The organism is Pelotomaculum terephthalicicum JT (assembly GCF_022410535.1).
In the GTDB taxonomy this organism is placed as follows: domain Bacteria; phylum Bacillota; class Desulfotomaculia; order Desulfotomaculales; family Pelotomaculaceae; genus Pelotomaculum_D; species Pelotomaculum_D terephthalicicum.
Map to the genome: position 1 here is coordinate 24,089 of NZ_JAKNBL010000029.1, position 13,057 is coordinate 37,145.

At 46.6% G+C, this 13,057-nt stretch carries 10 protein-coding genes, 2 tRNA genes, 1 rRNA gene and 1 other annotated feature; of the genes, 2 read left to right on the plus strand and 11 right to left on the minus strand.

The features are described 5' to 3' along the window. Positions 1–80: 80 nt before the first annotated feature. Complete coding sequence (locus L9W92_RS13940; protein ID WP_240084358.1) at positions 81–1,775, plus strand: copper amine oxidase N-terminal domain-containing protein; 1,695 nt, start codon at positions 81–83, stop codon at positions 1,773–1,775. A gap of 254 nt (positions 1,776–2,029) precedes the next feature. Here L9W92_RS13940 and abc-f read toward each other — a convergent pair whose 3' ends face one another. The 10 genes from abc-f to L9W92_RS18960 all read right to left on the minus strand — a co-directional run bounded on the left by abc-f (position 2,030) and on the right by L9W92_RS18960 (position 11,448). Continuing rightward, positions 2,030–3,517 (minus strand): ribosomal protection-like ABC-F family protein, encoded by a 1,488-nt coding sequence (abc-f, locus tag L9W92_RS13945; protein ID WP_240084359.1) that lies wholly within the window; start codon positions 3,515–3,517, stop codon positions 2,030–2,032. Positions 3,518–3,825: 308 nt separating this feature from the next. After that, complete coding sequence (locus L9W92_RS13950; RefSeq protein ID WP_240084360.1) at positions 3,826–4,656, minus strand: prenyltransferase; 831 nt, start codon at positions 4,654–4,656, stop codon at positions 3,826–3,828. A gap of 199 nt (positions 4,657–4,855) precedes the next feature. Continuing rightward, positions 4,856–4,949: transfer RNA gene (locus tag L9W92_RS13955), tRNA-Ser, on the minus strand. Between the two features lie 36 nt (positions 4,950–4,985). Beyond that, a tRNA-Ser gene (locus L9W92_RS13960) sits at positions 4,986–5,076 on the minus strand. 90 nt (positions 5,077–5,166) lie between these two features. Then, positions 5,167–6,435 (minus strand): serine--tRNA ligase, encoded by a 1,269-nt coding sequence (serS, locus tag L9W92_RS13965; protein ID WP_240084361.1) that lies wholly within the window; start codon positions 6,433–6,435, stop codon positions 5,167–5,169. Between the two features lie 225 nt (positions 6,436–6,660). Continuing rightward, positions 6,661–8,244 (minus strand): phosphoglycerate dehydrogenase, encoded by a 1,584-nt coding sequence (gene serA / locus L9W92_RS13970; RefSeq protein WP_240084362.1) that lies wholly within the window; start codon positions 8,242–8,244, stop codon positions 6,661–6,663. Between the two features lie 2 nt (positions 8,245–8,246). Next, positions 8,247–9,398 (minus strand): pyridoxal-phosphate-dependent aminotransferase family protein, encoded by a 1,152-nt coding sequence (locus L9W92_RS13975; RefSeq protein ID WP_240084363.1) that lies wholly within the window; start codon positions 9,396–9,398, stop codon positions 8,247–8,249. Between the two features lie 65 nt (positions 9,399–9,463). After that, positions 9,464–9,688: a binding site (T-box leader), on the minus strand. A gap of 64 nt (positions 9,689–9,752) precedes the next feature. Continuing rightward, positions 9,753–10,319: a pyridoxal 5'-phosphate synthase glutaminase subunit PdxT gene (gene pdxT, locus L9W92_RS13980; protein ID WP_248286048.1), complete on the minus strand. Its 567-nt coding sequence runs from the start codon at positions 10,317–10,319 to the stop codon at positions 9,753–9,755. A gap of 32 nt (positions 10,320–10,351) precedes the next feature. Next, positions 10,352–11,236 (minus strand): pyridoxal 5'-phosphate synthase lyase subunit PdxS, encoded by an 885-nt coding sequence (gene pdxS, locus L9W92_RS13985; RefSeq protein WP_240084364.1) that lies wholly within the window; start codon positions 11,234–11,236, stop codon positions 10,352–10,354. 83 nt (positions 11,237–11,319) lie between these two features. Further along, entirely contained in the window at positions 11,320–11,448 is a 129-nt protein-coding gene (locus L9W92_RS18960; protein WP_282442371.1) for a hypothetical protein, read from the minus strand. A 655-nt stretch (positions 11,449–12,103) separates the two neighbouring features. On the opposite strand from L9W92_RS18960, the gene L9W92_RS13990 reads away from it, so the two are divergent. Further along, positions 12,104–12,628: an FmdE family protein gene (locus L9W92_RS13990; protein WP_240084365.1), complete on the plus strand. Its 525-nt coding sequence runs from the start codon at positions 12,104–12,106 to the stop codon at positions 12,626–12,628. Between the two features lie 311 nt (positions 12,629–12,939). Here the strand turns inward: L9W92_RS13990 and rrf are convergent. Then, positions 12,940–13,054: ribosomal RNA gene (gene rrf / locus L9W92_RS13995) — 5S ribosomal RNA — on the minus strand. Positions 13,055–13,057 lie beyond the last annotated feature (3 nt).

Genomic DNA, 13,057 nt, shown 5'->3' on the forward strand with positions numbered 1-13,057 from the left:
ATAATTTATGTACAATATTTGCCCAATCTATGGTAAAGTGTAGATAGGAATTTATTAACATGGGGGGACAGACAAACTCTATGAAAAATAAAAGGATTTTATCGCTGTTGCTATGTTTTGCCTTATTTCTCGGCGTTATTTACCCCGTACAGGCGGCATCTACCTCAACGGCAAAACAGTTGCTGCTCAGCGGTCTGCAAAGCTATAGTTTCAGCCCGCCGGACGGGCTTCTGGAAAAAGCTTCAGGCACCGCCGCCCTGGTTTTAAAAACATTCGGCGGCTCACTCGTCTCGGATGATGAAGCGCTAAAGAAATTGAACGGCTCTGAGCTGAAGTTTGACTACAAGCTCAACTCCCCCGAAAAAAAAGCGGCGCTGGACTATAATTTGTCTTACAATCATAACAACTATTCCGGCAGCCTGTTCATTGATGACAACAAGCTGATCCTGTCAACGGAAATTCTGTCCTTGCTCAAAGATATCGACCCGGCTCTTGAAACCGACAGACTGAAAAACATTCCCCAATACGTCTATTATACCGGAAACGAAATCGGTGAGCTATGGAACTCATATACATACCGCGAGGGACAATACCTGCCGCCGGGCTCCAAGGATTTGCTGGTTTTCATGGTTGAAGCTATTCCGGACAAGTATTTTTCTGTCTCGTTAGTCAACCAGAAAGCCACCTTTAGTATAGACCAGCAGGGGCTGTGCGATGTAGTATACTCGTTTATGCAAAAAAGCGTGGATGAAAAGGAAAGATTGGCGTCCATAATAGCCGAAATAGGTTCCTCTATGGAACCCGAAGCAGACAAGGAAATAATTAAAAGTGAAATAATAGCCGGAATTGACGCTGGCGTCAGTAATGGCGACTACCCGGCAAGCCCCGAGAAAATACAGCAGGAACTGGCAAATATTTTTGATTTAGAAGAACTAACATACGAAGTTTCCCTGTTGCCGGCGGGGCAGCGCAAGCTGGCTGCGGCAATGAATTTCGGCGGCAATTCGGAATCGACCGGCAGGCTAACGGTAAACACCGATTTTACCGGCGGCAATGAGAACTTGAAAGGAACATACAGTGTAAATTTGTCTGTCCGGGACGAATGGAAAAAAATAGATATTGCCGGGCAAATCGAAGGGCAGATGCGGCAAACCGGCAATGATGCCAAGTCCGATGATTCTATCAAGGTAAATGTAAAAGACGTGAGCGAGAACATTACTCTTATTGACTTGCATTTAGAATGCAGTTCCAGGGACAAAGCAGATAAGGATGTCCGGGTAAATATCCCCGTGCTAACCAAGTCAAACAGCTCGGATATTGATTCTTTGCTGAATGACGCCTCATGTTCACCCGATTATTCAGCGAGAATCCATGTGCTGGTAGACGGCAGGCCGATTCCTTTTGACGTCCCTCCGTACGACAAAAACGGCGTCACCATGGCGCCGGTGAGAAACCTGGCGAAAGCACTGGGGGGCGAGGTAACATGGACCGAGCCGGATCAGGTGACTATTTGCCGCGCAGACACCTCCATCACCATGTATGTCGGCCGGCAGACATACACTGTCAACGGCGTTGAAAAACAATGCGGGACACCCCCGTTCACCAGGGATGAGACGATAACAATGGTCCCTTTAAGGACTATTGCTGAAGAATTAGGCTGCCAGGTGAAATACGACAGCGCCTCAAAAACTATTTTCATCAGCCGGGCTAAAGACTTAATAGAACAAGGTCCGGGACCCGCCCTATCACAGGGTCCGGCTTCTACAGACTTATAAAATAATGGCTACATTTTATAGGATGCGATTACTTCTATAGCCATTTGGCCTATCTTAAAGGGAAAAATCAGGGGTGTGCACGAAGCAAAATAAAACACTATCCCTTCACACGGAATAACTCATATAAGGCAGGCCGCTTTCCCTTATCGCTCATTATTCAGTTTTTATATAAGCGCTAATCTCAATTTGAGGCCACAATCCCTTTATTGTGGCCTCAAAGGAATTGGATTGTTATCTTGTCATTCAATATGAAGCTACAACTGAACTATTTCTGTAGCTATATTACTACAAAATACGCTGTCATGTTCCACAAATAAAATTGTGGGTTTGAACTCGAGCAATAATTCCTCTATCTGCATACGGGATATTGCATCAATGAAATTAAGCGGTTCATCCCAGATAAGCAGATGTGCCTTTTCGCAAAGGCTTTTGGCAATCAGCACCTTTTTCTTTTGCCCACCGCTGAAATCCCTCATATCCTTTTCAAACTGTACTCTCGAAAAATCAAGCTTGCGGAGTATTGCTTTGAAAAGGCTCTCGTCTATACCGTTCTGCAAGGCGTAATCGGATAAATTTCCGTTAAGATATGACGTGTCTTGCGATACATAAGATATAAGCAGACGGCTTCCTTTTTGAAAGCTTCCTGTATAGGTTATGTTCTCTTCGCAAATCAGCTTGATGATACTCGACTTGCCCGAGCCGTTTTTGCCGCAGAGAGCAATTCGGTCACCTTGTTCAACAGTAAAGCTGACATTTCGGCAAGCGGCTTTCTCTCCGTAAAAAATTGAAACATCATCAAATGCCACAAGACGATTTGCGTGATAGTAAAGCTGTGCTATTTTAAGATTTTCCGAGTTTTCAAGGTTTTTAAGCAAATTGGATTTTTTTGCTATAGCTTTTTGCTGCCTTGCTTCAATCACCTTTGCTCTTTTCATTAGCTTTCTTGATTTTACTCCCTCATAGGAACGCCGGCCAATGCTTTTTTCGGTTTTGGCAGGATCAAATCCGATTTTTCTGCTTTCCGCTATGTTAGACCAAGCGGCTTTTTCTCTTGCGGTTTTTTCGAGACGTTTAATTTCTTTTTTCAACTTTTCATTTTCCGCAAGCTCAAAGCTGTCCTGACGTTCTTTGTTAACAAGCCAAGACGAAAAATTACCTCGCTGAATTTCGATATTGGTCTTGTTAATCGAAAGAATATGGTCAATACAACCATCGAGAAAGGCTCTATCATGGGATACCAAAATAAAGCCCTTTTTGCTGTTCAGATAATTGCTGACGATTTCTCTACCATGCATATCAAGATGATTGGTAGGCTCGTCAATAAGCAAAAAGCTGTTTTCCCTTAAAAAAAGCGTTGCAAGCAAAACCTTTGTCCGCTCTCCGTTTGAAAGCGTGCCAAACGGGCGATACAGCACATCCTCGTCAATCTCAAGGAGAGATAACTCGCGCATAAGTTCCCAATGCAGATGCTCAAGGCTAATGTTTTCTACAATCTCAATGGTATTTATAGTCTTGTCTGCAACCTCGAAAGGGAAATACTCAAAACTTACCGAAGCGGAAATGCTGCCGCTATATTTGTATTTACCGAGCAGCAAATTTAAAAAAGTAGTTTTTCCCCTGCCGTTTCTTCCTGTAAAACCGAGTTTCCAGCTGGCATCTATTTGAAAGCTGACATTTTCAAAAATGTTATCGTAACTGCCTTCATAGGCAAAGGTTAGGTTTGAAATGTTGATTAGCGACATAGCTTTGTCCTCCTGTGAAATTATGAAAGCTGCAAGAAAGTTAATTCTTGCAGCTCACAAACACATCAATGCCCAAGCCAAAACGGCAGGACAAAGCTATATTCGCTGAGTTAAAGGAATTAGTAACTTTCTTGCACAGGCATAACAAAACACGCGGTAACCGCCGCTTCCATGAATTTCATTATGCCTTAATATATTAGCAAGAAATGTTACGCATCCTTTCAACTCCAATCTTCCAAATTTATTCAATAATATCATACGATAAAACAATTTTCAAGTAAGAGAAGCATCCCCGTCTTTTCATAATTTCAACCAAGGTTTTTTAATATATCATGGTAACGCATAGTCCCCAAGTCGCTTGGTTCTCCCTTTTTGCAGAAGGCAAGCCCGGCTAATTTCCGATTAAGCCGCTCCACTACAATCTTGCCGTCAACCAATTTGGATTCCAAAATCCCAAGCGCATCCAGAAATCGCTTATCCCTCTTTGCGCTATCGTAGAAAGAGAGAACGTAGACATAAACAAAAAGGTTGTAATTGGCAAAAGGATACTCAACCTGCATGAACAGAGTACCAATTCCATAATGACAAGGGCCAAGAGGCTTGCGGATCGTCCAATGCTCAAGCAGGAATTCTACGGCTCGATCAAGGGCTTGTTCTTTATTGAGCAAACTTGTAAATCGAAAAGCATTCAGAGCTGTCAACGTCGGGCCGGGATTTGAAAACTCTGTTTCCGGGCCTCTCCCGAAACTAAACTTCTTACAACGCCAGCCGCCGTCACTGTGCTGTATCTCCAAAAGGTGGTCAAAGGTACTCTGAAGCCTGCTGTCGGAAGCATATCCTAAATGGCAAAGAACATTGGCGGCGTTAATGGTATGGCAGGGATATATTGCGCCTTGCGGGGACAACTTAAACCGCCCGTCTTTCCGCCATGAACTTAAAAACAGGTCGGCAATCCCCATTAATAAAGGATCGGAAGGCTCCATACCCAATTCCAGCAACAGAAACGCACAATTAAGGGTAGAAAATGGGCTTCCCTTACATAGGCGTTTGTCGGGAGTAGTCCAATAGTCAGCGCCGTTGTCATAACGTTTTGCCACTATCGCGTCAACATCAGATTGATATTGTTTTGCTATTGCCATTGTTATCCAACCTCTTTAATTTATCGACTACCTTTCTCATTTTAATCCTATTATCTAATCACGTATTCCTCGCTGCCTCTTTGGCATAGCAGTAAAATTAGATTTATTTTCATATGCATACTACAATACTACATAATACATGCATAAGAAAAGCTGTCGCCCACTCCTATGTTTGGTTCAACAGCTTTCAACAGGATATTGGCGGAGAGTGAGGGATTCGAACCCTCGAGACAGTTTAACACCGTCTACTCGCTTAGCAGGCGAGCGCCTTCAGCCAACTCGGCCAACTCTCCACAATATTTCCTTCTTCTTTACAATTCACGATATCATGGCGGAGGGGGTGGGATTCGAACCCACGGGACCCGCAAAAGGACCAACGGTTTTCAAGACCGCCTCCTTAAACCGCTCGGACACCCCTCCGTTCAATCCCGCCATCTGCCGGTTTATACACATGATAACGTACTAATAAGTTTATCATAGATGAAATTATGTGTCAATTTAAGAATGATGTCAATAAATTCTGGACAACCCGCCCATGTAAGGCCTCAACACTTCCGGCACGGTTACTGAACCGTCGGATTCCTGGTAATTTTCCAGGATGGCGGCCACTGTGCGGCCGACCGCCAGGCCTGAGCCATTTAAAGTATGCGCCAATTCAGCTTTCCCTTTATCGTTCCGAAAGCGGATCCCTGCCCGCCTGGCCTGGTAGTCTTCAAAATTACTACAGGAAGAAATCTCTTTATAATCCTGATAACTGGGCAGCCAAACTTCGATATCATAAGTTTTCGCAGAAGAAAAGCCCAAGTCGCCCGCGCAGAGAACAACCACACGGTAAGGCAGGCCCAGCAACTGCAGGACTCTTTCCGCATTAGCCGTTAGTTTCTCCAGTTCGTCGTAGGAATGCTCGGGACGGCAGAATTTTACCAATTCAACCTTGTTGAACTGGTGCTGGCGGATTAATCCGCGTGTGTCCCGGCCGGCCGCCCCCGCCTCAGCCCTGAAGCAGGCGCTATAGGCGCAATGATATATAGGCAACTTTTCGCCGTCGAGAATTTCGTTACGGTAAAGGTTGGTCACAGGCACTTCCGCGGTTGGGATCAGGTAATAGTCAGTACCTTCAATTTTGAACATATCCTCGGCAAATTTTGGCAGTTGCCCGGTACCCACCATACTGTCCCGGTTCACCATAAATGGCGGAAATATCTCCACATAGTTATGCTCAGCGGTATGCAAATCCAGCATATAGCTGATCACTGAACGTTCCAGCCGGGAACCGGAACCTTTATAGAAGCTGAACCTGGCGCCGGTGACCTTGCCGCCCCGCTCAAAATCAATGATATCCAGAGCCTCGCCGATTTCCCAGTGCGGTCTGGGTGAAAAATCAAAGTTCCTGGGTTCGCCCCAAGTGCGCACCACCGGGTTATCCGCTTCGGAGCTGCCGGCCGGCACCGATTCATGCGGCACGTTGGGGATGTTCAGCAGGATAATTTGCAGTTTTTCCTCAATGACTTTAATCTCTTCATCTCTTTCCTTTATCTGTTGTGAAAGCTCTTTCATTTCCAGAATCATGTCTTTGGTTTCTTTGCCGGCCTTCTTCAAACGCCCGATTTCCTCGGACACAATGTTGCGCCTGCTTTTCATCTGTTCCACAATAAACAGTTTGTCCCGGCGCTGTTCGTCCAGGTCAAGAAAATCATCCAGGGAAACCGGAGAGCCTCGTTTAGCAAGAGCTTCCCGCACCAGCTCGGGATTGCCGCGAACAAATTTTAAATCAAGCATTACCTCTCCCCCAGTTGAAATCATAAAATATAGTTATGTAAAATATTAGTCGTAGTATTATACTATAACGGTAATAGTTTGTAAAATAATTCGGCAGTCAAAATTCAGGAGTCGGAATTCTGAATTTTCAAGGCTGATTCCTGAGCAGTTGAATAAGTCAATATAAAGGCGCCTCTCTTGAGGCGCCGTCTAATATATAAATTCTCGGCAACTGGTTAGAGAATTTTATAAACCTACGTTTTTCACACTCAGCACTCCGTCGATTTTAGATATTTCCGCCAGGGTTTCCTCAGGTACGGGAGTATCAACATTCAAGAGCATTACCGCTTTGCCTCCAATAGACTTGCGGCCTACCTGCATACCGGATATGTTAATGTCATGCGCTCCAATCAGGTTGGCTACCGGGCCGATGATCTTCGGCTTGTCGGTATGTGGAACATAAAGCATGTGCCCCTCAGGCACCGCATCCACGTGGTAGCCGTCAATGAACACAAACCGCGGGTCGGTGCCACCGAAAATAGTCCCGGCCACTGAAATCTCATCTTTGTCCGAAATAACCTTGACCGTTATTAGATTGGCGTAATCGCCTTCTTCACCGGCCTGCTGCTGAACCACATTGATGCCGCGATCTTTGGCCAGGGTCGGGGCGTTAACAAAGTTGACCATTTCCTGCAGGATGGTATCCAGGAAGCCTTTTAATACTGCCGTGGTAATGGGGGCGACCTCCTGACCCGCCAGATCTCCGCTGTATCTGATTTCAATCTTATCGGTCCGCCCGCTCGCCAACTGGGCCACAAATTTGCCCATTTTTTCCGCCAGGGTCAGGTAAGGCTTGACAACCGCCATTACTTTCGGACTCAAGGATGGAATATTAACAGCATTCTTCACAATGTCACCTTTAAGGGCCGCCACAATCTCCAGCGCCACGTCAAAGGCCACGTTGAGCTGGGCTTCCTCGGTAGAAGCGCCCAGGTGCGGGGTACCAATGAAATTGTTTAATTCGAAAAGCGGGCTCTCCGTGGTAGGCTCTTTTTCAAATACGTCCAGCGCCGCCCCGGCGACTTTGCCCGACTTCATCGCCGCGTACAACGCTTGCTCATCAACCACGCCGCCTCTGGCGCAGTTAACTATCCGCACCCCGTCTTTCATCAGGCTGAAGGCTTTCTCCCCGACGATATATCTGGATTCCTTGGTCAACGGCAGGTGATTGGTAATAAAGTCGGCTTGTTTAAATAACTCTTCCAGCGGGAGCAACTGTATTCCGAGACTCTCAGCTTTTTCCTCGCTGATATACGGATCGTAGGCGATAACTTTCATCTCCATGCCCTGAGCGCGTTTCGCCACAGCCGACCCGATCCGGCCCAATCCGATGACACCTAAAACTTTATCCCTGAATTCAACACCCATAAAGGATTTCTTGTCCCACTTGCCGGAACGCAGAGTTGCCCATGCCTGTGGAATATTGCGGGTAAGCGCCAGCATCATGGCCATGGTATGCTCGGCTGCGGCAATGGTATTGCCGTCCGGGGCGTTCACCACAAGTACTCCTTTTGCTGTGGCGGCAGCCACGTCGATATTGTCGATACCAACACCCGCGCGCCCCACGATGATCATCCTGGAGGCGTGCTCCAGCACCCGGGCGGTGACTTTTGTGGCGCTCCGCACGATCATGGCGTCGTATTCACCGATAATACCAACCAACTCATCCTCGGACATTTTTTCCCCGATAACCACTTCGATATCCGGTTCGCGTCTGAGAGCGGTCAAGCCGATTTCAGCAACACCGTCCATAACCAGAACTTTTTTCATCCTTATTCCACCTTTCCCAAGAATACTTCCTGAGCCGCCTTCACACCCGAACCAAGCTTAACAGGATAGCCGACTTGCGCCAGTGCCATTTCCAGCGCGCTGACGGCAATCATAATATCCATTTTATCAGCAAAGCCCATATGAGCTATCCGGAAAATTTTCCCTTTCAATTTTCCCTGGCCGCCGGCAAAAGCGATCCCATACTGTTTTTTCAGTACCTTGCGAATATCGTCAGCGCCGATGCCTTCCGGGCTCCAGATGGCTGTGAGCGCGTTGGACGCGCAGCGGTCTTCAGAAAGCAGCTTTAATCCCAAGGCTTTGGCGGCAGCCCGCGTAGCCTTGGCCAGCAGAGCATGGCGCGCGTAAACATTGTCCATGCCTTCCGCCAGCATCATGTCCAGGGCGGCATCCAGCCCCAAGAACATCGACACGCCGGGTGTGTAAGCGGTATTCCACTTATCATATACTTTCTTGGCCGCCAGGAGGCTGAAATAAAACCGTGGCGACTGGTTTTCATTGACTACCCGCCAGGCTTTTTCACTGACGGTAACCATAGACAGGCCGGGCGGCAACATAAGCGCTTTCTGAGAAGCCGTGCACAGGATGTCGACACTCCACTCATCTGTTTTATGTTCAATAGCGCCAATGCCGCTAACACCGTCGACCAGCAGCAGGGCGGGCGTTTTAGATACAAGCGCGGCAATTCCCGCAATATCGTTTTTTACACCGGTAGAAGTCTCGTTCTGGGTCGCCAGGACAACTTTATAGCCGGAATTAGCGGCTAGTTTTTCCTCAACGACCTTTAAATCAACATCATTGCCCCAGCCAAAATCCACCTCGTCAATCTGAGCGCCGTATGCCTTGGCGATATTTGCAAAGCGCTCGCCGAAATTCCCGGTAATCAAGGCCAATACTTTATCGCCGGGGTTTATTGTGTTGGCGATGGCCGTCTCCAGCGCGCCGGTACCGGAATTAGTCAATACAAAGATGTCGTTATTGGTTTGAAAAACTTTCTTTAATTTTCCAACAATCTGCTCATGCAATTTGGCAAAATCATCGGACCTGTGGCCTATGAGAGGTTGCGACATGGCGGCAACCACTGTTGGCGGTACAGGTGTGGGACCAGGAATCATTAAATATTTTTTGTCTTGCATTTGAAGCTCTCCCCTCTCTCATTTTAAATTTAACTTTAAAATATTAAAACCCCTCATCCCCAAAAAACAGGGACGAGAGGTTAATCCCGCGGTGCCACCCTTTTTGGCCTGAATAATTCCAGCCCTCTTGAGCTTGTGATAACGGGAACTTACCCGGGTTTACCTACTACTGCTTTCAGTAAACCTCCTCCAGGGAGCCTGTTTCATCATGCCGTTCTTACCGGTTCACAGCCACCACCGGCTCTCTGAAAAGGATACAGCTGATTACTTTACCCCTTCACAGGGTTATTATTAACTTATTAATTAAATATACTATATCCGATCTCAATTTACAATATCAAAAATATTGTTGAATTATAAACAATTTTCTATAAAATAGCGGTGGAGCCTCAAATCTGCGGTCAGCTCAGGATGAAAAGCCGCCGCCATAAAATTTCCCTGACGGGCTAGCACTATCTTCTCTTCATATTTCGCCAGCACTTGAACACTTCTGCCGACACTTGTAATATATGGGGCGCGGATAAAAACGGCCCGGTATGGTCGCGTTCCCAAAACAGGTATATCCAAATCAGCTTCGAAACTGTCAACCTGCCGCCCGAAGGCATTGCGCTCCACCGATATGTCCATCAAATTAAGGCGGGCCTGCCGGGAACCGTTGATTTCCTTAGCCAACATGATCAGCCCGGCACAGGTGCCGAATACCGGCAAACCATCTTCGCTCATTCTTGTGATGGGCTCAAAAAGTCCGAATTCGTTCATCAGCTTTCCTATGGTTGTGCTCTCGCCGCCAGGTATGATCAACGCTGATATACCATCAAGCTGCGTGTTCTTTCTGATTTGCGTCGACTCTACTCCACATTCCGCAAGGATTTTCTGGTGTTCCCTGAAAGCTCCCTGCAGGGCCAGAACACCTATTCGCATAATATACTAAACTTCCTTCCACGATATTTTTTCTACCAGCCGCGGTCTTGCATGCGATATTCAGGAGAAATAGTGGCTATCTCCACACCCGGCATCGCTTCGCCCAGGTTCTTCGAGACTTCCGCCAGCATGCCGGGATCGCTGTAATGTGTAGTTGCGGCTACAATAGCCTTGGCCCTAGCCGCCGGCTCATTTGACTTAAATATCCCGGAACCCACAAATATCCCGTCACAACCCAACTGCATCATCAAGGCGGCGTCAGCCGGAGTGGCTATTCCGCCTGCCGCGAAATTCACCACCGGGAGACTGCCTGTTTCGGCTACCTGCAGCACTAACTCGTAAGGCGCGCCCATTTCTTTTGCCGCAGCCATCAGTTCCTCTTTAGGCATGTTCTGCAGCCTGCGCATTTCACCCATAACCATCCGCATGTGGCGCACAGCTTCCACCACGTTGCCGGTCCCCGGTTCGCCCTTTGTACGGATCATTGCCGCTCCTTCGCCAATCCGCCTCAATGCTTCACCCAGGTTTCTGGCGCCACAAACAAAAGGCACCTTAAAAGCATTTTTATTTATGTGGTGGTTCTCGTCAGCCGGTGTTAAAACTTCGCTCTCATCAATGTAATCCACTCCAAGAGACTCAAGAATCTGCGCTTCCACAAAGTGGCCGATACGCACTTTTGCCATTACCGGAATAGTAACAGCTTCCATTATTTTTAAAATAACGGTGGGCTCAGCCATCCTGGCCACTCCCCCGGCAGCCCGTATATCAGCCGGTACCCGCTCAAGCGCCATTACCGCGCAGGCGCCCGCTTCCTCCGCTATTTTTGCCTGCTCCGGGGTGGTGACATCCATAATCACGCCACCCTTCAACATCTCAGCCAAACCTTTTTTAACCAACCAGGTTCCTTTTTCTGCCACTATAATGCCCCCAATACTACTTCTTGTTAGCTATCAAATAATTTTACAATATACTATCCATAAAAACAAGATCGGACAGATTTTTAAAGCTGAAGATACCGCCCGACAACCGGCTCTATGAGCTGGAATGTTTTATTCAGCAACGCTCCGGCTGCAAAAGAAAGGCACAAAACAATCATAAAAACAAAAATTAGCCGCCAAATCATTTTCATGGTCGGCCACCTCTCAAGGGTTTATATGTAAATAATACCATATAATGTCAACTTTTATTTTCTTTGATTTATTCCACTATTTTACTGAATTATTCCTATTTTCGTTCAATTGCTATAGATTGTTGAAATATGACCGTGTTCGAAAAGCTTTTGGGGGTAGTCGGCCCGGGGTTATCCTCCGCTCTCTCCGCAATTTTTATGATACTCAAATAGCATCGTTTTATCAACCGCCGCGTACCAGGCTGCCATGCGCTGCCTACGCGTCTACTCGGGCTTTTCTGCATGCCTGCACGCGCTATAAACCGCACCCAGTGCTCCGCGCCGCTCCGGACAAACTCCCGGTCCGGGCAAGTCAAGCCTTTTCGAACACTGCTGCTAGTCTTAAGCAATAAAGAAAGGGGATAAACCTTCTTATGAGGAAGCCCCCCAATAAAGAAAGGGACATACCTTTTTTCAAAAATAAAGTACCCTTGATAAAACGTTTGACATTTTAACACTTCTTTATTATTCTGTACAAAGAAACAAAACCAAGAAGGTTTGGAAAAGCTCTGCTGTTAATCAACTATCAAAAAGAAGCTATTATTATAAACAAACTATGAAGGGATGCTGTAAGGAACAGCTCTTTTCGTGGTTTTATTTTTTAAAGGAGGGCAATATGAACAAGAAATTATGGGAAAAATCAGTGGCGTTTCATGGACATGAATGCCCGGGACTCGCCATAGGCTTCAAGGCTTGTGAAGCAGCGATGGAAAAAATGGGGATTGCATTCTCAAAAGATGAAGAAATCGTATGTGTTACCGAAAACGATGCCTGTGGAGTAGATGCGATTCAAGTTATCACAGGCTGCACATTAGGAAAAGGCAACCTTCTTTACAAAGGCACGGGCAAAATGGCTTTCAGTTTTTTCAGCCGGTCCGATGGTAATAGTCTCAGAATGATTGCCAAGCCTTTTAATGATGAAATGGACCGCCGGCAGCGCCAGGAGTATATATTGAATTCGCCGGCGGATGAAATTTTTAATTTCAACAAACCAAATTTCAATCTGCCGGAAACAGCAAGAATGTTTGCCACAGTAGTTTGTGAACACTGCGGCGAAGGCGTACCGGAACATAAAATAAGAATGAATGACGGCAAAAAGGTATGTCTTGACTGCTTCAAGGATTATTCCAGAGGCTGGTAAACTATGAATATTGCGTAACAGCATGTGATGCCGCAGGGAAAACAACAGACTGTTTGTACCGAAAGGTTTGAATTTAAAAGGAGACGGGGAAATTTGAAGCGGACCCTATCAGTTATGGCTAAGGATTTCGGTGGATTTAAGAAACTGGTTCTGCGGTAAATTTAAACTTATGGCAGTAATTCATAAAAATAAAGGGACATACCCTTGTAAATTACTTTGGAAAAGAACCCGGCACCAAGCCAAATAGCCGAATAAGAGACTGGAAACATAAAACCTCACGGTGTTTTTTCACCGTGAGGCTTTTAAAAATTCTCTGGCAGCGTCCTACTCTCCCAGGGGCAAGCCCCAAGTACCATCGGCTCAGGAGGGCTTAACTGCCGTGTTCGGTATGGGAACGGGTGTACCCCCTCCGATATTGCCACCAGAAAC

Bases quoted from the DNA above. Each gene is read 5' to 3' on its own strand.
- L9W92_RS13940 (WP_240084358.1), top strand. From the start codon at position 81: ATGAAAAATAAAAGGATTTTATCGCTGTTGCTATGTTTTGCCTTATTT.
- abc-f (WP_240084359.1), bottom strand. From the start codon at position 3,517: ATGTCGCTAATCAACATTTCAAACCTAACCTTTGCCTATGAAGGCAGT.
- L9W92_RS13950 (WP_240084360.1), bottom strand. From the start codon at position 4,656: ATGGCAATAGCAAAACAATATCAATCTGATGTTGACGCGATAGTGGCA.
- serS (WP_240084361.1), bottom strand. From the start codon at position 6,435: ATGCTTGATTTAAAATTTGTTCGCGGCAATCCCGAGCTGGTGCGGGAA.
- serA (WP_240084362.1), bottom strand. From the start codon at position 8,244: ATGAAAAAAGTTCTGGTTATGGACGGTGTTGCTGAAATCGGCTTGACC.
- L9W92_RS13975 (WP_240084363.1), bottom strand. From the start codon at position 9,398: ATGCAAGACAAAAAATATTTAATGATTCCTGGTCCCACACCTGTACCG.
- pdxT (WP_248286048.1), bottom strand. From the start codon at position 10,319: ATGCGAATAGGTGTTCTGGCCCTGCAGGGAGCTTTCAGGGAACACCAG.
- L9W92_RS18960 (WP_282442371.1), bottom strand. From the start codon at position 11,448: ATGAAAATGATTTGGCGGCTAATTTTTGTTTTTATGATTGTTTTGTGC.
- L9W92_RS13990 (WP_240084365.1), top strand. From the start codon at position 12,104: ATGAACAAGAAATTATGGGAAAAATCAGTGGCGTTTCATGGACATGAA.